The organism is Streptomyces sp. NPDC001002 (assembly GCF_053599215.1).
The window spans coordinates 1-26,975 of record NZ_JBSFLV010000083.1; the positions used below are offsets into that span (position 1 = coordinate 1).

The 26,975-nt window shown below is 68.8% G+C and carries 22 protein-coding genes and 1 pseudogene; 7 read left to right on the forward strand and 16 right to left on the reverse strand.

The window, feature by feature from the left end:
* From ACWDR3_RS30920 to ACWDR3_RS30935, 4 genes and pseudogenes are all read right to left on the reverse strand, one after another.
* Positions 1-1,169 (reverse strand): annotated as a pseudogene (locus tag ACWDR3_RS30920) (hypothetical protein); the annotation flags it as partial.
* Positions 1,170-1,324: 155 nt separating this feature from the next.
* Positions 1,325-1,735 carry a DUF6113 family protein gene (locus ACWDR3_RS30925; protein ID WP_450355870.1) on the reverse strand — a complete coding sequence of 137 codons (411 nt, stop codon included), beginning with the start codon at positions 1,733-1,735 and terminating at the stop codon, positions 1,325-1,327.
* Entirely contained in the window at positions 1,732-2,646 is a 915-nt protein-coding gene (mshB, locus tag ACWDR3_RS30930; RefSeq protein WP_450355871.1) for an N-acetyl-1-D-myo-inositol-2-amino-2-deoxy-alpha-D-glucopyranoside deacetylase, read from the reverse strand. The genes ACWDR3_RS30925 and mshB overlap by 4 nt, the downstream gene beginning before the upstream one ends.
* Positions 2,647-2,692: 46 nt before the next feature.
* Positions 2,693-2,887: a hypothetical protein gene (locus ACWDR3_RS30935; protein ID WP_123997939.1), complete on the reverse strand. Its 195-nt coding sequence runs from the start codon at positions 2,885-2,887 to the stop codon at positions 2,693-2,695.
* Between the two features lie 196 nt (positions 2,888-3,083).
* Between ACWDR3_RS30935 and ACWDR3_RS30940 the strand changes: the two genes are divergently transcribed.
* Entirely contained in the window at positions 3,084-5,198 is a 2,115-nt protein-coding gene (locus ACWDR3_RS30940; RefSeq protein WP_450355872.1) for a prolyl oligopeptidase family serine peptidase, read from the forward strand.
* A 128-nt stretch (positions 5,199-5,326) separates the two neighbouring features.
* On the opposite strand, the gene ACWDR3_RS30945 is transcribed toward ACWDR3_RS30940, so the two are convergent.
* From ACWDR3_RS30945 to ACWDR3_RS30965, 5 genes are read right to left on the reverse strand one after another with little or no spacing between them, the layout of a single operon-like run.
* Positions 5,327-6,412: an ABC transporter ATP-binding protein gene (locus ACWDR3_RS30945; protein ID WP_450355873.1), complete on the reverse strand. Its 1,086-nt coding sequence runs from the start codon at positions 6,410-6,412 to the stop codon at positions 5,327-5,329.
* Positions 6,405-7,379: an ABC transporter ATP-binding protein gene (locus ACWDR3_RS30950; protein ID WP_450355874.1), complete on the reverse strand. Its 975-nt coding sequence runs from the start codon at positions 7,377-7,379 to the stop codon at positions 6,405-6,407. The genes ACWDR3_RS30945 and ACWDR3_RS30950 overlap by 8 nt, the downstream gene beginning before the upstream one ends.
* 9 nt (positions 7,380-7,388) lie before the next feature.
* Entirely contained in the window at positions 7,389-8,366 is a 978-nt protein-coding gene (locus ACWDR3_RS30955) for an ABC transporter permease (RefSeq protein ID WP_450355875.1), read from the reverse strand.
* Positions 8,359-9,282 (reverse strand): ABC transporter permease, encoded by a 924-nt coding sequence (locus ACWDR3_RS30960; RefSeq protein ID WP_450355876.1) that lies wholly within the window; start codon positions 9,280-9,282, stop codon positions 8,359-8,361. Before ACWDR3_RS30960 ends, ACWDR3_RS30955 begins: the two co-directional genes overlap by 8 nt.
* A 6-nt stretch (positions 9,283-9,288) precedes the next feature.
* Positions 9,289-10,923 (reverse strand): peptide ABC transporter substrate-binding protein, encoded by a 1,635-nt coding sequence (locus tag ACWDR3_RS30965; protein WP_450355877.1) that lies wholly within the window; start codon positions 10,921-10,923, stop codon positions 9,289-9,291.
* A gap of 395 nt (positions 10,924-11,318) precedes the next feature.
* Between ACWDR3_RS30965 and ACWDR3_RS30970 the strand changes: the two genes are divergently transcribed.
* From ACWDR3_RS30970 to ACWDR3_RS30990, 5 genes are all read left to right on the forward strand, one after another.
* On the forward strand, positions 11,319-12,344 hold the full coding sequence (locus ACWDR3_RS30970) for an ABC transporter permease (protein WP_450355878.1): 1,026 nt from the start codon (positions 11,319-11,321) through the stop codon (positions 12,342-12,344).
* Positions 12,345-12,438: 94 nt separating this feature from the next.
* Entirely contained in the window at positions 12,439-14,169 is a 1,731-nt protein-coding gene (locus ACWDR3_RS30975) for an ABC transporter substrate-binding protein (protein WP_450355879.1), read from the forward strand.
* 102 nt (positions 14,170-14,271) lie between these two features.
* Positions 14,272-15,252: an ABC transporter permease gene (locus ACWDR3_RS30980; RefSeq protein ID WP_450355880.1), complete on the forward strand. Its 981-nt coding sequence runs from the start codon at positions 14,272-14,274 to the stop codon at positions 15,250-15,252.
* A gap of 49 nt (positions 15,253-15,301) precedes the next feature.
* Positions 15,302-16,342: an ABC transporter ATP-binding protein gene (locus ACWDR3_RS30985; RefSeq protein ID WP_450355881.1), complete on the forward strand. Its 1,041-nt coding sequence runs from the start codon at positions 15,302-15,304 to the stop codon at positions 16,340-16,342.
* 25 nt (positions 16,343-16,367) lie between these two features.
* Positions 16,368-17,417, forward strand: a complete 1,050-nt coding sequence (locus ACWDR3_RS30990) for an ABC transporter ATP-binding protein (RefSeq protein ID WP_450355882.1) — start codon at positions 16,368-16,370, stop codon at positions 17,415-17,417.
* Between the two features lie 176 nt (positions 17,418-17,593).
* Here the strand turns inward: ACWDR3_RS30990 and ACWDR3_RS30995 are convergent, their stop codons facing one another.
* The 3 genes from ACWDR3_RS30995 to ACWDR3_RS31005 form a co-directional block, all read right to left on the reverse strand.
* A complete protein-coding gene (locus ACWDR3_RS30995; RefSeq protein ID WP_450355883.1) occupies positions 17,594-18,205 on the reverse strand; it encodes a TetR/AcrR family transcriptional regulator in 612 nt (203 codons plus the stop codon).
* Positions 18,198-19,031, reverse strand: a complete 834-nt coding sequence (locus ACWDR3_RS31000; RefSeq protein ID WP_450355884.1) for an alpha/beta fold hydrolase — start codon at positions 19,029-19,031, stop codon at positions 18,198-18,200. Before ACWDR3_RS31000 ends, ACWDR3_RS30995 begins: the two co-directional genes overlap by 8 nt.
* Before the next feature lie 552 nt (positions 19,032-19,583).
* Entirely contained in the window at positions 19,584-20,987 is a 1,404-nt protein-coding gene (locus ACWDR3_RS31005; protein WP_450355885.1) for an MFS transporter, read from the reverse strand.
* Between the two features lie 138 nt (positions 20,988-21,125).
* Between ACWDR3_RS31005 and ACWDR3_RS31010 the strand changes: the two genes are divergently transcribed.
* Complete coding sequence (locus ACWDR3_RS31010; protein ID WP_450355886.1) at positions 21,126-21,869, forward strand: class I SAM-dependent methyltransferase; 744 nt, start codon at positions 21,126-21,128, stop codon at positions 21,867-21,869.
* Here the strand turns inward: ACWDR3_RS31010 and ACWDR3_RS31015 are convergent.
* The 4 genes from ACWDR3_RS31015 to ACWDR3_RS31030 all read right to left on the reverse strand — a co-directional run bounded on the left by ACWDR3_RS31015 (position 21,863) and on the right by ACWDR3_RS31030 (position 26,965).
* Positions 21,863-22,990: an ABC transporter ATP-binding protein gene (locus tag ACWDR3_RS31015; RefSeq protein ID WP_450355887.1), complete on the reverse strand. Its 1,128-nt coding sequence runs from the start codon at positions 22,988-22,990 to the stop codon at positions 21,863-21,865. The genes ACWDR3_RS31010 and ACWDR3_RS31015 overlap by 7 nt on opposite strands.
* 11 nt (positions 22,991-23,001) lie before the next feature.
* Complete coding sequence (locus ACWDR3_RS31020) at positions 23,002-24,063, reverse strand: ABC transporter ATP-binding protein (protein WP_450355888.1); 1,062 nt, start codon at positions 24,061-24,063, stop codon at positions 23,002-23,004.
* Positions 24,064-24,085: 22 nt separating this feature from the next.
* Positions 24,086-25,066, reverse strand: a complete 981-nt coding sequence (locus tag ACWDR3_RS31025) for an ABC transporter permease (protein WP_450355889.1) — start codon at positions 25,064-25,066, stop codon at positions 24,086-24,088.
* A gap of 90 nt (positions 25,067-25,156) precedes the next feature.
* Positions 25,157-26,965 (reverse strand): ABC transporter substrate-binding protein, encoded by a 1,809-nt coding sequence (locus ACWDR3_RS31030; protein ID WP_450355890.1) that lies wholly within the window; start codon positions 26,963-26,965, stop codon positions 25,157-25,159.
* Between the last annotated feature and the right edge of the window lie 10 nt (positions 26,966-26,975).

A 26,975-nucleotide genomic window follows, 5' to 3' on the forward strand; every position in this document is an offset into this window, starting at 1 on the left:
ACCGCCAGGAAGAGAGCGGTGTGCCGCTCGTCCCCGTCGCCGGTGTCGAGGGCGTGGTGCAGGGTCTCGTACGCGTGTGCGCCGGGGCCGACGCCGGGGGCGCCCATGCCGCCGGGGCCACCCGGGCCGCCCATGCCGCCGGGCGCCGAGAAGTCGTGCGGGTTGCCGGGGGCGCCAGGACCGCCGTAGCCACCCTGGCCGTTGGGTCCACCGGGGCCGCCGCCCATCGGCGGGGCCATCGGCCCGTCGCCGGTGACCGGACCGCCGGTCGGTCCCGCGGGGCCGTGCGGGCCGCCGCCCTGGCCGCCGGGGCCGCCCGGTCCGTTGAAGCCGCTCGCGCCGCCGGGGCCGCCGTAGCCGCCCTGGGTGCCCGGGCCGCCCTGCTGGTCGCCCTCGGAGAAGTACGGCAGCTCGGCACGGCGCGGTTCGCCGCCGCCGGGACGCGAGCCGGGGCCCAGCGGTCCCGCGGCCAGCGCCTCGGTGACGTCGAAGGAACCGGTGCCGCCGCCGTGTCCGGGGGCCACCGGGCCGCCGGTCGCGCCGGTGAGCCCCGAACCGTTGGTCCCGCCCGGCCGGGCACCGCCCGCGCCACCGGGACGGGAGCCGCCCGGCACGCTCATGGAGCCGACGACACCGCCGGGGCGGCCCGCGCCGGGACGCGCACCGGGGGTCGGGGTGCCCGCGGGGGGCGTGGCGGGGGCGGCCGAACCGCCGGGGATTCCGGCGCCATTGGTGGCACCGCCGCCCGAATCGGGCTTGCCCGACGAGGACTTGCGGGGCGCGAACCAGTCGCTCGTCTTCTCCCCGCCGGGGCCGCCCGGTCCACCGGGTCCGCCCTGTCCGGTGGGCGGCTCGCCGGAGCCCATGGACGGCAGGGCGGGCGGTGCCGGAGCCTCGGCCTCCGCAGCACTGCCGTCGGGGGCGTCCGCGTCGGCGACGGGGGTCCGTACGACGACCGGCGGAATGGGCCGCGACCCGGGGATGTTGATCCGGATCCGGGTCGTCAGCGTGGTCTCGGTCTTGCGTTCCTCCGGCTGCGCGGCCGAACGACCCGCGTCCGTACCGGCGTCGGGAACCGCGGGGGTCCCGTACGGCGGCGTACCCGACGGGTAGGCGGCCCCGCCGCGCCCGTTGGGCCCGGAGGACGGAGTGTCAGTTTCACGACTCAAGGCAGGTTCTCCCGGTTGGCTCCGCCGCCCGACACAACCTCAGCGGGCGGCTCGGCGGCGCGCACCACCATACTGGCCACGTCTGGCGCGTATCCCGCGACCGCCGAGTAAACCCACACGGCACTTGCACGCGCCCTTAACGGCGAAGTGGTACGTCACTTGCCAAGTCGGACGTCACGGGCGCCTGGTTGCCGCCCTTGTCCAAGGGTGGCGCAGATCACAGCGACGGCCATCCCTCCGAGGAGGAAGAGATAAGAGCCACCTCCTGCGGCGAACAGGAAGTCGCCCTCGGGTCTGCTGGCGGTCAGCAGGATGACGGAGATCATCCAGCCGGCGGCGGGCGCGATCGCCCCTCCTCGGCCACCGATCGCCCAGCCGCCGCCGAGACAGAGCCCGGCCTCGCCGACGAGCGCGAGCAGCAGCCCGCCCGGGAACCAGCCGGACTGCACCAGCGCCCCGGCGCCCCCGACGACCGCACCGAGGACGAAGAGCCCCAAGTAGAGGAGCGCCCGCCCGAGCGAGGGCCGCTGCAAGGGCTGCGCCAGCATGGAACCCCGGTCGCTCATGACGTCTCCTCGGTGCCGATGCCGGCGAACAGATCGGTCTCGCGCCCGCCGGAAGCACCTTCCGCGTCTGAAGCACCTTCCGGGCCGGAATCCCGCTGAGCTTCTCCGGCGCCCTCCACGAGTTGGTAGTACTCGGTGGTGAAGAGCGGCTGCGCCAGCTCGTTGGAGAGCGCGAAGTACGGTTCCGCGACGGCGATCTGGGTCGCGTGCGCGCGCATCGCGGCGGCCTTCGCGGTCGCGTACGCCGTGCCGTCGATCTCCGTGGTGACGAGGTCGTCGGCCACCACGCCCGGCACGTCGTCGACGGCGGCGGACTTGGCGAAGGGCAGGCCGAGCAGGGCGCCGGAGAGGCGGGCGAACGCGGCCTCGGCGACCGGGCGCGGCACGCGGTTCCAGTAGATCTTGGGGATCCGCCACCCGGCGTCGGCGGCCAGCTCGGCGGCGCGCATGGCGACGCGGTGGGCCTGGATGTGGTCGGGGTGGCCGTACCCGCCGTGCTCGTCGTAGGTGACGAGGACCTGGGGGCGTACCTCCAGGATCACCTGGGCGAGGTGGCCTGCGGCTTCGTCGAGGTCGGCCTGCCAGAAGGCGGCGGGGTCGTCGTTGTCGGCGAGGCCCATCATTCCGGAGTCCCGGTAGCGTCCGGGGCCGCCGAGTTGACGGAAGTCCTCGACGCCGAGCGCGCGCAGGGCCGCCGCCAGCTCGCCCCGGCGGTACTCGCCCAGGGCGGTGCCGGTCAGGTGTCGCAGCTGCGGCGGGATGACCTCGCCGAGCTCGCCGAGGGTGCAGGTGACCAGGGTCACGTGGGCACCCTCGGCCGCGTACCGGGCCATGGTCGCGCCGTTGTTGATCGACTCGTCGTCCGGGTGCGCGTGCACCAGGAGCAGACGCCGAGCGGGCAGTTCCGTCATGGAGCCACCCTACGAGGCGCCACCGACAAGCCCGGCGCGGCCCGGGTCAGAACTTGAGGCTGCCGATCATCCCCGCGATGTTCGTCGTCAGCTCACTGATGGTGGGAGCGACGGTCGAGGAGGCGAGGTAGAAGCCGAGTAGGACGCACACCACGGCGTGCCCGCCCTTCAGACCTGACTTCTTGACCAACAGGAAGACGACGATCGCCAGCAGCACCACCGCCGAAATCGAAAGTGCCACGGCGGCTCACCTCCAAAGATCCCAAGTACGCGGGGTCGGACCAGTCGGACCAAGGGGCAGATGAATCCAGCAGATAAATCCATACGTCAGCCAGCGGATTCATACCCACCATGCGTCAGTGATCATAACTATCCACACGCGCGCATCGATCGGCGCACGGCCGCACAAGGGGGCGCATGGCCAATATGGTCGGAGCATGACGACGACGTCCGACTCTTTCCCCCGCCGACACGCCCGCACCCAGCGCTTCACGCTCGGTGCGCCACGCGCGTTCTCGGTGGCGCCCGACGGTTCGCGGGTCGTGTTCCTGCGCTCCACCTCCGGTACGGACAGGGCGAATTCACTCTGGGTGCTGGATCCGGACGACGGCGGGGAGCGCGTGGCGGCGGACCCGCGCGCCCTGCTGGACGGGGCCGCCGAGGACCTCTCCCCGCAGGAGCGCGCCCGTCGCGAACGTGCCCGCGAGGGCGGCGCCGGCATCGTCGGCTACGCCACCGACGCGACCGTCGAGCTGGCCTCTTTCGCCTTGTCGGGGCGGCTGTTCACGGCCGAGCTGCGGGCCGGCACGGCACGTGAACTCCCCGTCCCCGGACCGGTGATCGACCCGCGCCCGGCCCCCGACGGACGGCATGTCGCCTACGTCGCCCAGGGCGCCCTGCGGATCGTCGGCGCCGAGGGCGAGGGTGAACGGGCCCTCGCCGAGCCGGAGTCGGCGAACATCACCTATGGACTGGCCGAGTTCATCGCGGCCGAGGAGATGCAGCGTCAGCGCGGCTTCTGGTGGTCGCCCGAGTCCGACCGGCTGCTGGTCGCGCGCGTGGACGAGACGCCCGTGCAGCGCTGGTGGATCTCCGACCCGGCGCATCCCGAACGTGATCCACAGCACGTCCCGTATCCGGCGGCGGGCACCGACAACGCGGAGGTGCGGCTGTTCGTGATCGGCCTGACCGGGGCCCGCACGGAGGTCGTCTGGGACCGGGCGCGCTATCCGTATCTGGCGCATGTGCACTGGTCAGAGGCGGGTGCGCCACTGCTCCTGGTACAGGCGCGCGACCAGCGCAGTCAGCTGTACCTGGCGGTGGATCCGGACACGGGAGCGACCCGTCTGGTGCACGCGGACGAAGATCCAATTTGGCTTGATCTTTTCCCCGGAGTGCCCTGCTGGAGCCCCTCGGGACGGCTCGTGCGGATCGCCGACGAGGGTGGCGCGCGGGTGCTCGCGGTCGGTGAACGGCCCCTGACCGGACCGCAGTTGCACGTGCGCGCGGTGCTGGCGGTCGGGGACGACGACGTGCTGGTCTCGGCGTCGGCGGGCGCGGAGGCGGAGGCGTCCGAGATCGGCGAGGTGCACGTCTATCGCGTCAGCGAACTCGGTGTGGAGCGGTTGTCGCAGGAACCCGGCGTGCACACGGCGGTGCGCGCCGGGGGCGTGACCGTGCTGGTGTCCGCCTCGCTCGACCACCCGGGCGCCCAGGTGCGGCTGCTGCGGGACGCCAAGCAGATCGGGACTGTGACCTCGTACGCCGAAGATCCTGGTTTGTCCCCGCGTGTGACGCTTGTCGAGGGGGGCGCACGGCGAATCCCGTGCGCCGTGCTCTTGCCGCGTGACTACGCCGGTGACACCTCCCTGCCGGTCCTGCTCGACCCCTACGGTGGTCCGCACGGTCAGCGGGTGGTCGCCGCGCGCAATCCGTATCTGACCTCGCAGTGGTTCGCCGACCAGGGGTTCGCGGTGGTCGTGGCGGACGGGCGGGGCACGCCGGGCCGCTCCCCCGCCTGGGAGAAGGCGGTGCGGGACGACCTCGCGGCGGTCGTCCTGCAGGACCAGGTCGACGCGCTCCAGGCGCTCGCCGCCGACTTCCCGCTCGACCTCGACCGGGTCGCGATCCGCGGCTGGTCCTTCGGCGGCTATCTGGCGGCGCTCGCGGCACTGCGCCGTCCGGACGTCTTCCACGCGGCGGTGGTGGGCGCCCCGGTCACCGATCTGCGGCTGTACGACACCCACTACCAGGAGCGGTACCTCGGCCACCCCGGCGAACAGCCGGACGTCTACCGCCGCAACTCGGTCCTCGACGACGAGGGATTGGTCGACGCGACCGAGCCGCACCGCCCGATGATGATCATCCACGGCCTGGTGGACGACAACGTCGTGGTCGCCCACTCGCTGCGCCTGTCCTCCGCGCTGCTGGCCGCCGGCCGCCCGCACGAGGTACTGCCGCTGTCCGGGGTGACCCACATGACCCCGCAGGAAGAGGTCGCCGAGAACCTGCTCCTGCTTCAGCTGGACTTCCTCAAACGATCATTGAAATAACCGCACAAATGCCCGCGAATCGCGTTTACACGCAGGCAACTTGGCGGAAGCGGTTCCGATATACGGACGGGCCAGGCTGAACAGCGTACGGCCGTGCGGGTGCCGTAAACGGGCCGGGATGCGCCATGTCATCCCGGCCCGTTGCCGTTCTCACCGGGTGTGTCCTCCACCGGTACGACCTGCCCCGGCGCGGAGCGCCTCATCGATACAGCCTCCGCGAAGTGGCACGCCGAGTCGTGCGCCGCGGGACCGGTCGCGAGCCGGAACTCCGCGGGCACCGCGAGCAGCGGCACCTCCAACTCGCAGCGTTCCTGGGCCTTCCAGCACCGGGTGCGGAAGCGGCAGCCCGAGGGGACGTTGGTCGGCGACGGCACGTCACCCACCAAAATGATCCGCTCCCGGTGCTCACGGGCCTCCGGGTCGGGCACGGGGACGGCGGACAGCAGCGCCTGGGTGTAGGGGTGCGTGGGATGGTCGTAGATCTCGGCGTCCTTGCCGATCTCCACGATCCGGCCGAGGTACATCACGCCGACCCGGTCCGAGATGTGCCGGACGATCGACAGGTCGTGGGCGATGAAGAGGTACGACAGCTCGAACTCGGTCTGCAGCCGGTCGAGCAGGTTGATCACCTGGGCCTGCACGGAGACGTCGAGGGCGGAGACCGGTTCGTCGGCCACGATGATCTCGGGGCGCAGCGCCAACCCCCGGGCGATGCCGATGCGTTGGCGCTGGCCGCCGGAGAACTGGTGCGGGTAGCGGTTGATGTACTCGGGGTTGAGGCCCACCACGTCCAGCAGGTCCTGGACCTTCTTGCGCCGGTCGCCCTTGGGGGCCACCTCGGGGTGGATCTCGTAGGGCTCCCCGATGATGTCGCCCACCGTCATACGGGGGTTGAGGGAGGTGTACGGGTCCTGGAAGACCATCTGGATGTTGCGTCGTACGGTCCTGAGGGCGCGGCCGGACAGGGTGGTGATGTCCTCGCCCTTGTACTTGATCGAACCGGCCGTCGGCTTCTCCAGGTTGACCAGCATCTTGGCGACCGTCGACTTGCCGCAGCCGGACTCGCCGACGATGCCGAGGGTCTCGCCCTTGCCGAGCGCGAAGTCGACGCCGTCGACGGCCTTGACGGCACCGATCTGCTTCTTGAACACGATGCCCTGGGTCAACGGATAGTGCTTGACCAGGCCGCTGACTTCCAGGATCGACTCAGCCATTGAGGCACTCCCTCCAGAAGTGACAGGCGCTCACTCGCTGTTCGTCCACCTCGTGCAGGGGCGGTACGTCCGTGCGGCACACGTCCTGGGCCATCGGGCAGCGGGGGTTGAAGGCGCAGCCGGGCGGGATGTTCATGAGGTTGGGCGGCAGTCCCTTGATGGCGTAGAGCTCCTGGCCCTTCTGGTCGAGCCGCGGGATCGACTCCAACAGGCCCTTGGTGTACGGGTGTGCGGGCGCCTTGTAGATGTCGTGCACCGGCGCCTGCTCGACGATCCGGCCCGCGTACATCACCGCGATCCGGTCGGCGACGTCGGCGACCACGCCGAGGTCGTGGGTGATGAGGATGAGCCCCATCCGCAGTTCGCGCTGCAACTCGGCCAGCAGGTCCATGACTTGGGCCTGGACGGTGACGTCCAGCGCGGTCGTCGGTTCGTCGGCGATGATGAGCGCCGGCTCCAGGGCGAGCGCCATGGCGATCATGATGCGCTGGCGCATACCGCCGGAGAACTGGTGGGGGTAGTCGCGGACGCGCTCCTTGGCGGCCGGGATGCGCACGCGGTCCATCAGCTCGATCGCCTTGGCGCGCGCGTCCTTCCTCGACATCCCGCGGTGCACGGTGAACATCTCGCCGAGCTGGTCGCCCACGGAGAGCACGGGGTTGAGGGAGGAGAGCGCGTCCTGGAAGATCATCGCCATCTCGGCGCCGCGGACCTTCCTGCGCTCCTCCTCCTTCAGCTTCAGCAGGTCCTTGCCCTGGAAGAGGATCTCGCCGCCGGTAATCTTCCCGGGCGGCATGTCGAGGATCCCCATCACGGCCTGCGCGGTGACGGACTTGCCGGACCCGGACTCCCCCAGCACGGCAAGGGTCTCCCCCGCGTCCACCCCGTAGTTGACCCCGTTGACGGCCTTGGCGACCCCGTCCCGAGTCCTGAACTCCACATGCAGATCCCGCACTTCGAGCAGCATGACGCCGCCTCACCTCAACTTCGGATCGAGGGCGTCGCGGACCGCGTCGCCGAGCATGATGAAGGCGAGCACCGTGATCGCCAGGGCGCCGGAGGGCCACAGGAGGGCGTGCGGGGCGTTGCGGACGTAGGTGGAGGCGGCGGAGATGTCGATGCCCCAGGAGACGGTGGGCGGTTTGAGGCCGACGCCCAGGTAGGACAGGGTCGCCTCCAGGGAGATGTACGTGCCCAGCGCGATGGTCGCCACGACGATCACCGGGGCGATCGCGTTGGGGGCGATGTGCCGCAGCAGGATCCGGGAGTTGGAGGCGCCCAGCGCGCGGGCGGCCTGCACGTAGTCGTTCTGTTTGGCGGTGATGACCGAGCCCCGGGCGATCCGGGAGATCTGCGGCCAGCCCAGCAGCACCATGAAGCCGATCACCGGCCAGACCGTGTTGCTGGTGACGACCGAGAGCAGGACCAGGCCGCCCAGGACCACCGGGATCGCGAAGAAGATGTCCGTGATGCGGGACAGGACCGAGTCCCACGCTCCGCTGAAGAAGCCTGCCAGGCCGCCGAGGACCGAGCCGAGGACGGCTACCCCGAGCGTGGCGAGGACGCCGACCGTGACGGACGTACGGGCGCCGTAGACCGTGCGCGTGTAGACGTCGCAGCCCTGGCCGTCGTAGCCGAAGGGGTGGCCCGGCTGGGAGCCCTCCTGGGCCTTGGAGAGGTTGCACTTGAGGGGGTTGCCCGACGCGATCAGGGAGGGCCAGAGGGAGATGACGACGAGGAAGAGGATGACCAGCGCCGAGATGATGAAGACGGGGTTGCGGCGCAGGTCGCGCCAGGCGTCGGACCACAGGGAGCGGGGCTTGTCCTGCGGGCCGCCGCTGTCGGGACCCGGGGTCCTGTCCAGCGTCTCCGCCTCGCTCGTCGCGAGGTCCATCGGACCGCCCATGCCGGTGCCGGCGATCGCGAGTTCGGGATCGTGCGGCTGCTCAGGCATAGCGGATCCTCGGGTCGAGTACGGCGTAGAGGAGGTCGACGAGCAGGTTGGCCACCAGGAAGACGAGGACGAGGACGGTCACGAAGCCGACGACGGTCTGCGTGTTCTGGCGCAGGATGCCCTGGTAGAGCTGGAAGCCGACGCCGTGGATGTTGAAGATCCGCTCGGTGACGATGGCTCCGCCCATCAGGGCGCCGATGTCGGTGCCGATGAACGTGACGACCGGGATGAGTGAGTTGCGCAGGAGGTGGCGGATGATCACCCGGCGCCTGGGCAGGCCCTTGGCCACCGCCGTACGGACGTAGTCCGAGCGCCGGTTCTCCGCGATGGACGTGCGGGTCAGCCTGGTCACGTAGGCCAGGGAGACGGAGGCCAGCACAAGCCCCGGCACGATCAGTTCGCCGAAGGTCGCCTCCGTGGAGACGGACGGTTTGATCCATCCCCACTCGACGCCGAGCAGCAGCTGGAGCAGCAGGCCGGTGACGAAGGTGGGGACGGAGATCACGACGAGGGTCAGGAGAAGGACCGTGGTGTCGACCGGCCGGCCCCGCTTGAGGCCGGTGACGACCCCGAGCGAGATGCCGATGACGATCTCGAAGAGGATCGCCACGATCGTCAGCCGGATGGTGACCGGGAACGCCGTCGACATCAGGTCGGTGACCTTCTGGCCGTTGAACGCCGTACCGAAGTCACCGGTGAAGACGTTCCCCATGTAGGTCAGGTACTGCTGCCAGACCGGCTTGTCGAGGCCGAACTCCTTCTTGAGCTGGGCCGCCGTCGCCGGGTCGCACTGCTTGTCGCCGCACAGGCCCGCGATGGGGTCGCCCATCACGTTCACCATCAGGAAGATCAGCAGCGTGGCCCCGATGAACACCGGGATCATCTGGAGCAGCCGCCTCACGACGTAGCGCCCCACGGCGGGTCAGCTGACCTTGATCTCGTTGTAGACGGGGACGCTGAACGGGTTGAGCGCGACGTTGGAGAGCCGGTCCGACCAGCCCGCGCTGCCGTTCTGGTACCAGAGCGGGATCGCCGCCATGTTGTCCCGGACCACCTTCTCGGCGTCCTGGAACAGCGAGATCGCCTTGCCGGTGTCCGTCTCGGTGTTGGCCTGGTTGACGAGCTTGTCGAAGTCCTTGTTGGACCACTTGCCGTCGTTGGAGGAGGCGTTGGTGTAGTAGAGCGGCTGGAGGAAGTTCTGGATCAGCGGGTAGTCCATCTGCCAGCCGGCCCTAAACGGCCCCGACATCTTCTTCTGGGTGATCTGGCTGCGGAAGTCGGCGAAGGTGCCGACCGGGTTGCCCACGCACGCCTTGTCGTTGCCGAGCGCGTTGTTGATGGAGTTGCACACGGCGTCCACCCACTCCTTGTGCGAGCCCGTGTCCGCGTTGTAGCTGATCTTGACCTGGCCGTTGGGCAGTCCGCCGCCCTCCTGGATCAGCTTCTTGGCCTCGGTCGGGTCGTAGTCGCAGCCGTCCCCGCACAGCCCGTCCTGGAAGCCGCCCTCCTTGCCGAGGACCGGTGAGGTCCAGTCGGTGGCCGGGGTGCGGGTCTTCTGGAAGATCGTGTCGGTGATCTGCTTGCGGTTGATCGCCATGGACAGGCCCTTGCGGACCTTGTCCGAGTCGCTCTTGTTCCAGTCCTTGTCGTAGAACGGGAACGCGAGGGTCTGGATGATGCCGGCGGGGGTGTTCAGATAGCGGTCGCCGAGGTCGTTCTTGACGTTCTTGAGCTGGGCGGCCGGCACGTCGTCGACCAGGTCGAGGTTGCCGGCCATCAGGTCGGTGTAGGCGGTGTTGTTGTCGGTGTAGACCTTGAGGTCGACGCCGCCGTTCTCCGCCTTGTCCGTGCCCGGGTAGTCGGCCCAGGTCCGCAGCGACATCTGCGATCCCTTGGTGTACGACTTCACCGTGTAAGGACCGTTGCCGATCGGCTTCTTCACCCAGGCCGCGTGGTCGTCGTAGAACGCCTTGGGCAGCGGCGCGAAGGCCGGGTAGCCGAGGGTGTCCGGGAACGTCGAGAACTTCTGCGTCAGCTGGACGGTGAAGGTCCGGGCGCCGGTGACCTTGAGGCCGCTGAGGGTGTCCGCGGTCTGCTTGGAGCCGTCGTCGGGGTGGGTCTTGTCGTAGCCCACGATGTACTGGAAGAAGTACGCGTTCTTCTGGTTGTTCTTCAGGCTCGCGCCGTAGTTCCAGGCGTCGACGAAGGACTTGGCGGTGACCGCCTCGCCGTTGCTGAAGGTCCAGCCGTCCTTGACCGTGACCGTGAAGTTCTGCGAGTCCGTGGTGTCGATCTTGTCGGCGAGCATGTCCTCGGCGGCGCCCGTCTTCGGGTTGTACCGCTTCAGCCCGCGGAAGATCATGTCGAGCACCTTGCCGCCCTGCACCTCATTGGTGTTGGCCGGCTCCAGCGGGTTCTGCGGGTCTCCCCACGAGGAGCTGAGCACCGCGCTGCCGTCACCGCCGCCGCTGTCACTGCCCCCGCCCCCGCAGCCCGTCACGGCGAGTGCGACCGCCGCCGCGCCTGCGGCCCATTTGGCGTGCGTGGCTCCACGCATGGAGTGCCTCCTCAAGACTGCCAATCCGTTACCGGCCAATATCGGCAGAAAAAGGACGCACCGCACACCGGTCGAGACCGTTCGGGGGACGCGCCATCCGGATGGCCGCCCCGGCGACAGATGTTCACCCGTGTACACATTTCGATACACGCACGTCCGCATATCGAACTCGTTGCCCGTTTGGCGTAGTTAGTCGGAAATCAGGCACGGATCCATCACGGAGTGCTACGCGCGTAGTATCGACTTGGCCAAGCGGGCGCAAATAATGCAAAGAGAAACCCAACTCGACCGAGAATTTATTGACCTTGCATGAATTGCGTTGAAAAAGTCCGGCGTAGCCCGTAGGGGAGCGCCCTGCGGAGTCTCATCAGACCCTCCCTTGGGCCAGGAGCACCATGACCCCCCCAACTCCATCCACGGCCCCGCTCGAGGTGACCGACGAGAGCGTCGAGAAGTCGATCACTTCTCCCGACTCGAAGGCCAACGAGAGCAGGTCCCCGGGACAGCTCGCGTGGCGCCGCTTCAAACGGGACCGTACGGGTGTCATATCCGCGATCATCGTGATCTTCTTCTTCGCGATCGCGCTGGCCGCCCCCCTGATCTCCAAGCTGTACGGGAAGAACCCGTACACGACGTACGCCAGCCAGGACCCGAGCCTGCTCGACGCCTTCTCGTACCCGGCGGGCGCCAACGGCGGCATGAGCTCGCAGTTCTGGTTCGGCATCGAGCCGCAGCTGGGCCGCGACGTCTTCACCTTCCTGATCTACGGCATCCGGACCTCGCTGGGCATCGCCCTGGCGGCCACCCTGATCACGACCGCACTCGGCGTCGTCATCGGCGTGACCGCGGGCTACCTGGGCGGCCGGACGGACTACATCGTCGGCCGGATCGTCGACATCGTGCTGTCGATCCCCTCGACGCTGTTCATCATCGCGTTCATGCCGGTGGTGTTCGGCCTGTTCGTCGCCGCCGACGACAACATCCCGACCTGGCTGCGGGCCACCGCGCTCATCATCATGCTCTCGTTCTTCGGCTGGGCGTCCATCGCCCGGCTGCTGCGCGGCCAGGTACTCGGCCTGCGCGAGCGGGAGTTCGTCGAGGCCGCCAAGGTGACCGGGGCGTCGCCCGCGCGCATCGTCTTCAAGGAACTGCTGCCGAACCTGTGGACCCCGATCCTCATCCAGTCCACGCTCATGCTCCCGGCCTACGTGACCGCTGAGGCGGGCTTCGCCTTTCTGGGTGTCGGCATGATCGACCCGACCCCTGACTGGGGCGTCATGATCCAGCGGGGCGCCCAGTTCTACACCCAGGACTTCACCTTCATGCTCTTCCCGGGCCTCTCCATGGTGATCTTCGTCCTGGCGTTCAACCTGCTCGGCGACTCGGCGCGCGACGCGCTCGACCCGAAGTCCAAGCGCTGACCCAACTCTCATCCCCGGTCCGGTCAATGTCGTCCGGCTGGTCCCGTCCCACCCATAAGGCAGGGTTGCTGTGTCTTTTTCCCGTAGAAACTTCATGATCGCCACCGGTGTGGTGGCCGCGTCGAGCTCGGTGCTGACCGCCTGTGGCGGCGGCAGCTCGTCCTCGGGCAACAAGGTCCCCTCGGTCAGCAAGGCCAAGGCCACCAAGATCACGGTCGGTACGAAGGCCGACTCCACCGGCCCGGCCCCCGAGGTCGCGGGCGCGGTCAAGGGCGGGACCATCTACGGGCTCGACCAGTTCGACATGGACCACCTGGACCCGGCGCAGATCTACGTCTCCACCGAGGGCGCCATCACGGTCCCGATCATGCGCGGCCTCACCGGCTACAAGCTGGACTCCAAGGGTGGCGTCACCCTGGTCGGCGACGCGGCCACCGACACCGGCACCATGAAGGACGGCGGCAAGACCTGGTCCTTCACGCTGAAGGACGGCATCAAGTGGGAGGACGGCTCCGACCTCTCCATGGACGACGTCCGCCACACCTTCGAGCGCCTCTTCGCCTCCTTCATCACCGAGGGCCCGCGCTACGTCCAGCAGTTCCTCGAGGGCGGCGACAAGTACACCGGTCCTTACGAGGGCAAGAGCCTCGACTCCATCGAGATCGACGGCAAGACCGTCACCTTCCGCCTCAACGAGGCCCGCGGTGACTTCAACTTCACGCTCGCCATGCGTGGTTACTCCATGGTGAAGAAGTCGAAGGACACCAAGGAGAAGTACGACAAGCAGCCGTTCTCCTGCGGTCCGTACCGGATCGAGGCGCGCAGCATAGGCAAGTCCCTGACGTACGCGCGCAACACGCACTGGGACCCGGCGACGGACCCGATCCGCAACGCCTACCCGGACAAGTTCGTCTTCCAGTTCGGCTTCGAGACGCTGACGTCGACCGACCGCTACATCGCGGACAAGGGCAACGACCAGTACACGATGTCGATCTTCAACGAGGTCGCCGCCGAGCGGACCGCCCAGGTCCTCACCAACGCGAAGCTCAAGGCCCAGGTCCTCACCGCGGTCGACGCGGTGACCTACTACTGGCCGATCAACACCACCCGGATCACGGACGTCAAGGTCCGCCAGGCCATCAACTACGCCTGGCCGCTGCAGCAGCTCCAGACCATCCGCGGCGGTGCCTCCACCAGCGAGATCGCGACCACGATCTTCAGCCCGGTGACGCCCGGCTACACGGACTTCGACCTGTACGGCAAGACCAAGAAGCCCGGTGGCGACCCGGCCAAGGCCAAGGCCCTGCTGAAGGAGGCCGGCAAGCTCGGCCAGAAGCTGGTCATCGCGTACCAGACGTCGGACAACGCGGTGAAGCAGGCCGTCGCGATCAAGAACGCCCTGGAGGCCGCCGGCTTCACGGTGGTCAACAAGCAGATCGACAAGTCGACCTTCTACACTCAGATCGGCAAGATCGACAACGAGTACGACCTGTTCGCGGCGGGCTGGAGCCCGGACTGGCCGGGCGGCTACTCGGTCTTCTACCCCTGCTGGGACGGCGAGAACATCGGCGACGGCCGCAGCAACTACGCCCAGCTGAAGAACGCGAGCGTCGACAAGGCGATCGCCGCCGCGTCCGTGATCACCGACGCGGACGCCGCCAACAAGGCCTGGGGCGCGATCGACAAGCAGATCATGGAGCTCGCGGCCTGCGTCCCGGACTACCACTCGATCCGCAACTGGATGCACGGCACCAAGGTCGGCAACGTCGTCTACGACGCCGCCAACACCTGCATCGCCCTCACGAAGCTCTACGCGAAGGCGTAGGCGCCTCCGGCACCAGGGGGCGGTCCCGCACCGGGCCGCCCCCACCGGCTCCACACCCCTCACGCCCCGGCAACGGCGCCTCGCCCGGAAAGTCCTGACCCCATGTTCCGCTTCCTTGTCCGCCGTACGATCGGCGCGCTGGTCATTCTCCTGATCATCAGCGCCATCACCTTCTGGCTCTTCTACGCCGTCCCGCGTGACCCGGCCATGATGTCCTGCGGCAAGAACTGCACGCCGGCCTCGCTGGCGCAGATCCGGCACAACCTGGGCATCGACCATCCGATCCCGGTCCAGTACTGGTACTGGCTGAAGGGGATCTTCGTCGGGCGGGACTACAGCGGCTTCGGACAGTGCAACGCGCCGTGCCTCGGCTACTCCTTCGCCAACAACGAGCCCGTCTTCGGCACGATCATGGACCGGCTGCCGCTGACCCTCTCGCTCGCCTTCGGCTCGGCCGCCATCTTCCTGGTCTTCGGCGTCGGCACGGGCATGATCGCCGCGCTCAAGCAGGGCAAGTTCCTGGACAAGTTCGCCACCTCGGCCTCGCTGCTCGGCTCCTCGCTGCAGATCTACTTCGTCGGCTACCTCGCGCTGTACTTCCTGGTCTTCAAGGCCGGCATCCTCGACCAGCCCTCGTACACGCCGCTGACCGACAACCCCATCTCGTGGTTCTCCGGTCTGCTGCTGCCGTGGATCGTGCTGTCGATCATCTTCACCGCCAACTACACCCGCATGGCCCGCTCCCAGCTCGTCGAGCAGCTCAGCGAGGACTACGTCCGCACCGCCCGCGCCAAGGGTCTCTCGCGTGCGAACGTCTTCCTGCGCTTCGCCTGGCGCGGCGCCATGGGCCCGATCGTCACGGTGTTCGGCATCGACCTCGGCACGCTCATCGGCGGCGCGATCATCACCGAGCAGGTCTTCAGCCTCCAGGGCATCGGCCGGCTCGCGGTGACCTCCGTCAACCAGAGCGACCTGCCGATGCTGCTCGGCGTCACCGTGCTGGCCGCCGCCGCGATCGTGTTCTTCAACATCATCGTCGACGCCGCCTACGCCTTCATCGACCCGCGGATCCGGCTCGCCTGACCCTCCGCCCGTACCCCCTACCCCCCGCATCGCCCCCAGGAGCCTCTCCGTGACGAGCACCGATCAGCAGCCCTTCCTCTCCGTCAGGGATCTGAAGGTCCACTTCTCCACCGAGGACGGCATCGTCAAGGCCGTCGACGGGCTCTCCTTCGACCTCGCCAAGGGCAAGACCCTCGGCATCGTCGGCGAGTCGGGCTCCGGCAAGTCCGTCACCAACCTGACGATCCTGGGCCTCCACGACCGCGACCGCACCGCGATCGAGGGCGAGATCCTGCTCGACGGCAAGGAGCTCCTCACCGCGAGCGAGCGGGAGCTGGAGCGGCTGCGCGGCAACAAGATGTCCATGATCTTCCAGGACGCGCTCGCCTCGCTGTCGCCGTACCACACGGTCGGCAGACAGATCGCCGAGACGTACCGCAAACACACCGGCGCCTCCAAGAAGGAGGCCCGGGAGCGGGCGATCGAGATGCTGAAGCGGGTCGGGATCCCCCAGCCCGAGATCCGGGTCGACGACTACCCTCACCTGTTCTCCGGCGGTATGCGCCAGCGCGCGATGATCGCCATGGCCCTGGTCTGCGACCCGGAACTGCTGATCGCCGACGAGCCGACCACGGCCCTCGACGTGACGGTCCAGGCCCAGATCATGGACCTGCTCAAGGACCTCCAGCAGGAGTTCGGCACCGCCATCGTGTTCATCACCCACGACCTCGGCGTCATCGCCGACATCGCGGACGACGTGCTGGTGATGTACGGCGGCCGGTGTGTGGAGCGCGGCACGAAGAAGGAGGTGCTGAGGGACCCGCAGCACCCCTACACGCTCGGTCTGCTCAGCTCCATGCCGAGCCTCGAAGGACCGGTCGACGTACCGCTGATGCCGATCCCGGGCTCGCCGCCCTCGCTGCTCAATCCGCCGTCCGGCTGCCGCTTCCACCCGCGCTGCACCTTCGCCGAGCAGGTCCCGGGCGGACGGTGCGCCGGCGAGCGGCCCGTGCTGGAGGTGGTCGACGGCCGGGGCTCCGCCTGCCACCTCACCACCGCGCAGCGCCAGGAACTCTTCGCCGATCTCACCGCCGTAGCCCAGCACAACTGACGTACTAGAAACGGGACTTCCCATCATGAGCGACACAACCCCTCTCCTGGACGTCAGCGGGCTGACCAAACACTTCCCGATCAAGGGCGGTTTCCCGATCCGGCGTACGGTCGGTGCCGTGCAGGCCGTCGACGGCCTCGACTTCCAGGTCGCCGAGGGCGAGAGCCTGGGCCTGGTCGGCGAGTCGGGCTGCGGCAAGTCGACGACCGGCCGGCTGATCACCCGGCTCCTTGAGCCGACCGGCGGCAAGGTCACCTACCGCGGCCAGGACATCACCCACGCGGGCCGCAAGCAGCTGGCGCCGATCCGCTCCGAGATCCAGATGATCTTCCAGGACCCGTACGCGTCCCTGAACCCGCGCCAGACGGTCGGCAAGATCGTGTCCGGCCCGATGGAGATCAACGACATCAACCCGGCGGGCGGCCGGGAGGCCCGCGTCCGTGAGCTGTTGGAGATCGTGGGTCTCAACCCCGAGCACTACAACCGCTTCCCGCACGAGTTCTCCGGCGGTCAGCGTCAACGCATCGGTGTGGCAAGGGCGTTGGCCCTGGAGCCGAAGCTGATCGTGGCGGACGAGCCGGTCTCGGCCCTGGACGTCTCGATCCAGGCGCAGGTGGTGAACCTGCTCCAGAAGGTCCAGCAGGAACTGGGCATCGCGTTCGTGTTCATCGCCCACGACCTGGCGATCGTCCGGCACTTCTCCCAGCGGGTCGCGGTCATGTACCTCGGCAAGATCGTGGAGATAGCCGACCGCGACGACCTCTACGGCAACCCGCGCCACCCGTACACGCGGGCGCTGCTGTCCGCCGTACCGGAGGCGACGGTGGACGACGACGGCCCGGCCCGCGAGCGCATCCGTCTCGTGGGCGACGTCCCCTCCCCCATCTCCCCGCCCTCCGGCTGCCGGTTCCGCACCCGGTGCTGGAAGGCGACGGACAAGTGCGCGAGCGAGGCCCCGCCGCTGGTCCAGGTCGAGGGCAACAAGCCCGGCCACCTCACCGCCTGCCACTACCCGGAGACCCAGGCCCTCGTCCCGGCCCCGCGTCTCTCCAAGAACCCCGAGGCGGCGGCCTGACAACACCCCAAACCCGTCAGCCGCCACCCTTCGTGGAACGGACTTTCCAGGCCCATTGACCCGAGCCCACGAACGTCCGCTCCCCGGGGAGAAGAAGGCCCGCGTCTCACGTCCGCGTGAGACACGGGCCTTCGCTCTGTACGGGGGTTGTTGCCGGCGGGCGCTGTCACCGTGGTCTACCGGTGTTGTTCGGCGGGGTCCGCGACGGCGGCGGGGTCTGTGCTCGCGGCGGCGCGGAGGCCGCGGTCGACGAGGTCGATGAGGTACTCGAAGCTCTCGTCTACGTCGGCGGACCACTGGAAACCGCCGGATGCCTGCAGGTGGGCGAAGCCGTGGAAGACGCTGCGCACCGACCGCAGCGCGTGGGTCATCTGCTGCGGGGCGATGTCGTATCCCCGCAGTACGGCTTCGAAGGGTCCGATCCCTCGTCTGGAGGCGAGCATGATCGGGTCGTCGGGACCGGTCGGCGTGAGGGCGAGGGTGGCCGCGTACCGGCCGGGGTGGGTGAGCATGAAGTCGCGGAGCGCGCCGGCCGCGGCGGCCAGGGCGTCGCGACCGGCGCGGCCCTGGATGGCCGCGCCGATCACGTCGGCGGCCTCGTCGAAGGCGAGGGCCGCGATGCGCCGGTGCAGGTCGTCCTGGCCGGCGATGTGCTTGTAGAGCGACGGGGCGCGCACCCCCACCCGCTCGGCCAGCCGGTTCATGGTCAGCTCGGTGAAGCCGATCTCGTCCGCGAGTTCGGCGGCGGCGACGGTGATCGTGGCCGCGTCCAGGCCTGCCCTAGGCATCGACACCTGCCAGGAAGGTCAGGACCGCGGCGAGGGTCTGCTGGGGGAATTGGACGTGCGGGTAGTGGCCGGCCCCCTCGATCATCTCCAGCCGGCCCAGACCGGTCGGCAGGTCGGCGACGATCGCCTCCCCCTCGGCCTGCGGCGAGGCCCAGTCGGGGTCGAGGGTGCCCTGCAGGACGAGCACCGGGCAGGTGACGTTGGCCAGTTGCTCACCGGCGTCGGCGGGGGAGATCTTGCCCATCGCCTGCAGGACCTTCATCCGGCCGGGCTCCTCCAGCATCGCGGTGATCTGCGCCATGCGCGTGTCCCAGTCCGCGGGCTTGGTGCCGGGGTAGGCGACGTCGAGGTACTTGGCCCACTGCCGGGTGCTGCCGAGGAGGGCGGTGCCCATGAGGTGGGTCGCGCCGCGGCGGTAGGCGGCCACCCGCAGGTCACCGAGCCGGATCTGCTGCTTGCGGGTGAAGGGCGCGAGCTCGACCAGTGCGGTGACGAGTTCCGGGGCCTTGGCCGCGGCGATGGTGACCGCGCCGCCGGCGATGGAGTGGCCGACGAGTATCGCGGGTTCGCCGAGGTGCTTCAGCAGGGCGATCAGGTCACCCGCGAGGTCCGTACGGCTGTAGGACGCCCACCCGACACTGGACTCGCCGTGGCCGCGCAGGTCCACCGCGACGACTCGGTACCCGGCGTCCACCAGGGCGGGGGTGAGGAACCGATAGGCCTCACGGCTGTCACCCATCCCATGGGCAACCACCACCAGCGGCCCGGCCGCGCCACTCACCTCGTACGCGATCGTCCCACCGTCGACGCTCAGGAACTCGGTCACGACTGCCTCCATTGACTCTGCCACTGGATTGGCTAACTGCATTAGCTAAAAGCTATCATCATTAGCTAAGAAGTCAATGCCGGGTCGCGCTGCGAGTTTGGCGGTGCGGTTAGGTGCGGTTAGGTGCGGTTCGGTTCGGTGCCGTGGGGCGTCGCACACCGGACCAGTGAGCTGTGCCGCACACGGAGTCCGTCGGCTGCGCCCCCAACAGGCGCGAGGAAAATCCGCAGGCAAGGCCTCGCTGGAAGACACCCCGCCGGAACGTGCCTTGCCGGGCCGCGCCTCCCGGACTGGCCTTGGCTATGGAGGCTCGGTCGCGTTGCGTCCCCTCCGCACTGCCCGCGTGCTTGCGGCGCGAGCCTTCGCCCGGCGCACAGCCCTTCGACTCCGAAGCCCACTCCGCGAGCGGCGCCCAGCCGAGTGCCTCACCCTGAGGACCTTGCCTGCGGACGCCTTACGTCTGGTCGAGCTGCATCTCACCCACACACCCCGCACGCCCTCACCCCGAGCACGCCCGCGTCCCCCCTGCCCGCAGCGGCCTCCGCCTCCGCTCTACGGGCGGCCGCTCGACTCCGAAGCCTGCTCGCCGGGTGGTGTCTCGCCAGTGGACGTCTCGCCGGGTCGGGCCTCGGCGGGGCGGGGCTCGCCGGGGCGGGTCTCGGCGGGGCGGGTCTCGGCGGGGCGGGTCTCGGCGGGGGACGCCTGCTCCGGAAGGGCCCCGGCCGTGTCTGTCTCGTCCCCGTTGCCCAGCCCTCGTACCTGTGGTGACAGCAGTGCCCCCGTCGTCGCTGCGACGATCAGTGCCGCGCAGCCCGCCAGGGCTCTGTCCGTGCCTACCCGCGCCGCGATGGGGCCCGCGATCAGGAGGCCCAGCGGGGCGAAGGTCAGGGAGCCGAACCAGTCGTAGGAGCTGACTCGGGAGAGGGCCCGTTCGGGGATCCGGCGTTGGATCGTGGTGGTCCACAGGACGCCGAAGACGTCGCTCGCGATGCCGGCGCCGAACATCGCCGTGGCGATCAGCCAGACCGGGGCCCGGAGGCTGAGCAGGGTGATGGGTACGGCGCCCGAGAACGTGCAGAGCACCGCCACCAGGACAGGGCGGCTCACCCGTACCCGCGCTGCCAGGCCGGCCCCCGCGATCGTGCCCAAGGCCTGTGCGGCCACGATGACCGACCACGCCCGTGCGCCGCCGAGATGCTCTTCGGCCGTCAACGGGCCCAGCACCCCGACGTTGGCGTTGAGCGCGGCGACGACTACCGCGTACTGGGCCACGACCACCCACAGCCACTGCCGGGAGGCGAACTCGTGCCAGCCCTCCCGGAGATCGGCCCAGCCGGATGCCTTCGCGCGGGCGGGTGCCGTCACCCGAAGCCGGGACGTCAGCGCCGCGCTGACCACGAACGACCCCGCGTTCAGCGCCAGCGCCCAGCCCGCGCCGACCAGAGCCACCGTCACCCCGGACAGCGCCAGGCCCAGCAGCATCGAGCCGTTGATGCCCATCCGCAGCAGGCCGTTGGCCCGCTGGAGGCGGCTCGCGGGGACCAGCAACGGCAGGACACCGTCCAGCGCGGGCGCGAACAGGGCCGTGGCCGTGCCGGCCGCCACCGCGAACAGGCACATGGCCGGCAGGGGCGCGTGCCCGGTCAGCACCATGGCCGCAAGGCCCGCGTACGCCCCGGCACCCAGCACATCCGCCGACGCCATCAGCCGCGACCGCGACACCCGGTCCGCGATGACCCCACCGACCAGGACGAACACCAGCTGCGGCACCGCCTGACAGGCCAGCACCAGCGACAACGTGCCCGCACCCGCACCCGGCAGGGAGAGCACCGCGAACGCCAGTGCCACCCGCGCGAAGCCGTTGCCCAGCACGGAGATCACCCGCGCCCCGGCCAGCACCACGAACTGCCGATCACGCCACAGCGGCGCCCCGCCGGAAGAGTCTGTCACCGTCACGATCAGGCACCCTACGACTCCGACCTGAGTCCGGCGCGCGCCTCGCCGAGAGGTGTCGCGCCAACTCCGTTCCCGTTCCCGCGAGTTGAATCCGCGATCTTGTCATGTCCCACCCTGCCGGTGTGCCACACTTCCCCGGTGGTCGACCGCGCCTTCGCCGATCCATCGCTCGCCGCGCTCTATGACGTCCTCAATCCCTGGGGCCCGGGCGACGACTTCTATCTGAAACTGGTGATGTCCGCGTCCTCCGTGCTCGACGTCGGCTGCGGCACCGGACGCCTGCTGGCACGGGCGAGATCGGACGGGCACCGGGGCCGGCTCACGGGCCTCGATCCGGCGGCAGCCATGCTGGTACGCGCCCGCGCCGCCGAACGGGACGTCGAGTGGGTGCTCGGGGACCTGCGCAGCCGGGCGTGGGACGGGGAGTTCGACCTCGTGGTGATGACCGGGCACGCGTTCCAGGAGATCGTCACCGACGAGGAGATCCGCGCGGCACTGCGGTCGGTACGCGCGGCCCTAGGGGCAGGTGGACGGTTCGTGTTCGAGACCCGCAACCCCTCGGCGCGCGCCTGGGAGCGATGGACCCCACAGCGCCGGTACGAGATCAGCGACGCGGACGGCACCGCCGTACAGGTGTGGCACGAGGTCGAACTGCCCGTCCGCGGCGACCGGGTGACCTTCACCGAGACCTACGAAGGTGCCCGGTGGGAGGGACCCCAGGTCTGCCGGTCCACCCTGCGCTTCCTCACCCCTGACGGCCTCGCCCGCTTCCTCGCGGAGGCGGGCCTCACCGTAGTCGAGCAGTACGGCGACTGGGGGCGAGGACAACTCGCCCCCGCCAGCCCCGAGATCGTCACCGTGGCACAGGCCGCCGCCTACTGACCCTCGGCCCCCTCCTCCAGCGCCGCCAGCGCCGGGTCGAGCACGATGTCCTGGTCGCGACCCTCGATCGTCGGCTCCTCCGGGAAGTGGCAGGCCGTCAGATGGCCCTCGCGGTTGCCGGAGATCTGGATCAGCGGCGGCTCCTCGGCCGCGCACTTGTCCTGCGCCTTCCAGCAGCGGGTGCGGAACCGGCAGCCGGACGGCGGGGAGATCGGGGACGGCACGTCACCGGCCAGGCGGATGCGCTCGCGCTGGGCGCCCTCCGTCTCGTCGGAGAGGTTCACCTCGGGCACCGCGGAGAGCAGGGCGTGGGTGTAGGGGTGCCGGGGGCGGGTGTAGATGGACTCGCGGTCGCCCACCTCGATGATCTTGCCGAGGTACATCACGGCCACGCGCTGCGAGAAGTGCCGTACCACCGCCAGGTCGTGGGCGATGAACAGGAACGCGATGCCCAGTTCCGCCTGGACCTTCTGGAGCAGGTTGACCACCTGCGCCTGGATCGAGACGTCGAGCGCCGATACCGGTTCGTCCGCCACGATCAGCTTCGGCTCCAGGGCCAACGCCCTTGCCACACCGATGCGTTGACGCTGGCCGCCGGAGAACTCGTGCGGGAAGCGGTTGTAGTGCTCGGGGTTGAGGCCGACGATCTCCAGGAGTTCGCGGACCCGCTTCTCCCGGCCGCCCTCCGGCTCGATGTCGTTGATCTCCATCGGACCCGAGATGATCTTGCCGACCGTCTGCCGCGGGTTGAGCGACGAGTACGGGTCCTGGAAGATCATCTGGATCTCGGAGCGGATGGGCGCCAGTTGTTTGCGACTGGCGTGGGTGATGTCCTTGCCCCGATACGAGATCGTGCCGGCCGTCGGCTCCATGAGCCGCGTGATCAGCCGCCCGGTCGTCGACTTGCCGCAGCCCGACTCACCGACCAGACCGAAGCTCTCGCCGACGTGCACGGTCAGGTCGATGCCGTCGACCGCCTGCACGGCACCGACCGTGCGACGGATCGGGAAGCCGCCCTTGACCGGGAAGTGCTTGGTGAGACCTGCCACTTGGAGCAGGGGTTCGCCGGCCGAGTCGGCGGCGGCTTCCCGCGGGGCGGGAAGGACGAGGTCCTCTTTCATGACGTCTCCTCCTAGCCCAGTCGGGGCTTGATCTCTTCGATGAAGATGGTGCGTTTCTGCTCCGCCGTGAGATGGCACGCGGACGCCCGGTCCGGGGCGAGCAGCGGCCGTTCGGTCACGCAGCGGGTGCCGCCGACCCGGTCCTGGAAGGTGCAGCGCGGGTGGAAACGGCAGCCGGACGGCGGGGTCAGCAGCGAGGGCGGGGCGCCGGGGATCGGGTTGAGCGGCTCGTCCAGGGCCGAGTCCAGCCGCGGCATGGAGTTCAACAGGCCCCAGGTGTACGGGTGTTGCGGCGAACGCAGCACCTCGTTCACCGTGCCCCGCTCCACCGCGCCGCCCGCGTACATCACCATGATGTCGTCGGCCATGTCGGCGATCACGCCGAGGTCGTGGGTGATGAAGACGATCGCGGTGCCGAACTCCTGCTGGAGGTCCCGCAGCAGGTCGAGGATCTGCGCCTGGACGGTGACGTCGAGGGCCGTGGTCGGCTCGTCGGCGATCAGCAGGTCGGGGTCGCAGACCAGGGCCATGGCGATCATCGCGCGCTGGCGCATACCGCCGGAGAACTGGTGCGGGTAGTCCTTCGCCCGCTCCTTGGGGTTGGGGATGCCGACCTTGCCGAGCATCTCCACCGCGCGCTCCCAGGCCACCTTCTTGGAGGCCCCGGTGTGCTTCATGAAGGGTTCCGCGATCTGCCGGCCCACCGTGTAGTACGGGGAGAGCGCGGTCAGCGGGTCCTGGAAGATCATCGCGGCCTTGTTGCCGCGCACCTTCTCCAGCTCCGACTCGCGGGCGGTCGTCAACTCCTGGCCGTCCAGGAGGATCTCGCCCTCGACGGTGGTGAACTTCGGGTCGTGCAGGCCGAGGATCGTCAGGTTGGTGACGGACTTGCCGGAGCCCGACTCGCCGACGATGCCCAGCGTCCTGCCGCGCTGCACCTCGAAGGACAGCCCGTCGACGGCCTTCACGATGCCGTCCTCGGTCTTGAAGCTGACGTGCAGGTCCCGCACCGAGAGGAAGGCGCCCGCGTCGGCCGGTACGGGTGCGCCGGCTTCCTTGGTCAGAGTGGTCACGACAGTGCTCCTATTACCCGGCCTAGGACAGCCGCACGCGCGGGTCGATGAACGCGTAGCAGGCATCGACGATGATGTTGAACAGCAGGATCATGGTGGCGGAGAACAGCATCACGCCCAGCAGCAGCGGCAGGTCGCTGAAGGACACGGCGTCCACGGCGAGATGTCCCAGGCCCGGCAGACCGAAGGTGTACTCCGTGATGATGGCACCGCCGAGCAGCGAGCCGAGGTCGATGCCGAAGATGGTGACGATCGGGATCAGCGAGCCGCGCCAGGCGTAGCGGAAGAAGACGTACTTGCGGGACATGCCCTTGGCGCGGGCGGTGCGTACGTGTTCCTCCTGGAGTTGCTCGATCATCGACGAGCGCGCCATACGGGTGTACTGCGAGGCGAAGATCGTGGACAGCACCACCCACGGGATGATCAGCCCGTCGAACCAGGCGATCGGATCGGAGGTGAAGTCGACGTAGGCGGGCTTGCTGAAGAGGTGCGTCTGGTAGACGAGGATCGCCAGCGCCAGCGGGCCCAGGAAGTAGATCTGCATCGAACTGAGCACCATCGAGGAGGCAGTCACGATCTTGTCGACCAGACTGCCGCGCTTCCAGGCGGCGATCATGCCGGTGCCCAGACCCACGACGAGGAAGACCACCGCGCCACCGATGGTGAGCGAGACGGTGGTGGGCAGCCGGTCGAGCAGGGTCGACCAGACCTGGTCGTTGGTGTGGTACGAGTACCCGAAGCAAGGGGCGGGGCAAGGGCCCTGGGCGAACTCGTTGCTGCCGAAGACGAGGTTGTGCAGGAAGATCCCGTACTGCTCGGGGATCGACTTGTCGAGGCCCAGCACATGGTGGATGTTGGCCAGGCTGGTGGGGTTGCACGTCTTGCCGCACATCAGCAGCGCCGGGTCACGGGGCATTCCGAAGAACAGCAGGAACGTCACGATGCTCAACAGAAAGAGAATGACGACGGCACCGAGGAACCGGCGGAAGAGGAAGCGCAGCATGACAGGGGCAGCTCTCTGACGTCGACGGGTGGGGCGGTACCCGGTGCGCCGCCCTGTGGGGCCGCGCACCGGGTACCGGTCCGACGGTGGTTACTTGATGAAGAGACGACGGGGGTCGACGCCGCCGATCACGTCGTCGTAGACGAAGCCGCCGACCTTGGAACCGGCGATCTGGGTCTGCTTGTAGTACGCGGTCGGGACCGCGTTGACGACCTTGGTGAGCAGGTACTGGTCGACGCTCTCCCACGCGGCAGCGGCCTTGACCGGGTCGGTGATCTTGTTGATCCGGTCGATCTCGCTGTTCACGTGCGCGTCGTTGACCTGCGAGTAGTTCTGCGCGCCCTCGGCGATCCCGCGGCCGTCGTACAGCGGCGGGATGACGGTCGAGGCGGACGGCCAGTCGGCGCCCCACGCGGTGTGGAAGATGTCGAACTGGTTGTCCAGCTTGCTGACCTGGTCGTAGTAGGTCTCGGCCGGGATCTCCTGGCGCTGGACGTCGAAGCCGGCCTTCTTCAGGCCCGCCGCCATGGCGGTGGAGTACTGCTGGCCCTCGGGGGTGTTGGTGTAGCCGAAGGTCAGCTTCATGTTGAGCTTGCCGGCCTCTTCGAGCAGCTTCTTGGCCTTGGCCGGGTCACCCGCGGGCTTCTTCTTCTTGCCGAACGGGTCGAACTTCGCGTCGTAGCCGCTGACGGTCGGGCTGAGGAAGCCGCCGGCGACCTCCATGGCGTCGGTGCCGCCGAAGGCCCGGATGAACGGCGTGATCGGCAGCGCGTACGCGATGGCCTGACGGACCTTGATGTCCTTGAGCTCCGGCTTGCTCATGTTGATGTTCATCTGGCCCACGTAGGGCTGGTAGCCGGAGATCGTGCGGGACTTCATCTTCGGGTCCTTGAGCACGCTGGACAGGTTGCCCGCGTCGACCTGGTTGCTCAGGCTTATGCCGGTCTGGTCGGCGCCGCTGTCGGCCAGCAGGGCCTTGGTGGACTGCTCGAACTGCTGGTTGAACGTGAAGTCCCACTGGTTCACGTACTGGTTGCGGATCGGGTCCGTCTTCGGGTCCCAGTTGGTGTTCTTCACGAGCACCATCGACTTGCCGGACTTGAACGACTGGATCTTGTAAGGACCGGTCGTCACCGGGGCCTTGTCGTACTTCTCCTTGGTGTCGCCCTTGGCGGAGACCACGGAGTAGCCCGCCATGGCGAGCGCGTACGGCAGGTCCGGGTGCGGCGACTTGAACTTGAAGACGACGGTCTTCTCGTCCGGCGTGTCCAGGACGGTGGCGGGCAGGTGCTTGCCCTTGTAGGGGCCGTCCGGCAGCAGCTTGCGGTAGTCGGCGCCGGAGGCGTCGGCCAGCCACTGCTGGATGTAGCTCGGGCCCTGGTTGATGAAGGGCGCGAACAGCCGCTCGAAGGTCTGCCGGACGTCGGTGGAGGTGATCGGCGTGCCGTTGGCGAACTTGAGTCCGTCCTTCAGCGTGTACTTCCAGGTCTTGCCGCCGTCCGTGGTGGTACCGGAGTCGGTGGCGAGGTCGCCGACGACCTCGTGGCCCTTGCCGTCGGTGCCGGTCGCCTTGTAACCGGTCAGGCCTCTGTGGATGAGCTGCGAGAGCGCCATCTCGTCGGAGACGTAGATCTGCCCGGGGTCGAGGTGGGCGAAGCTGTCGCGCTGCAGCACCTCCATCGTGCCGCCGCTCTTGGCGCCCGCCACCGCGGCCGCGGGTCCGGTCGAGTCCGCCGCGTCGCCGAACTTGATCGACGACTGCTGGTTCTTGGCGTTCTCCTGGTCCTTCTTGTCGTTGTCGCTCGCGTCGCTGCCGCCCTTGCTGCAACCGGTGAGCACGAGTGCCCCGGCCGCGAACACTGACAAAGCGGCGTATGCGTGGCGTCCGCCCCTACTCATCACTGAAGTT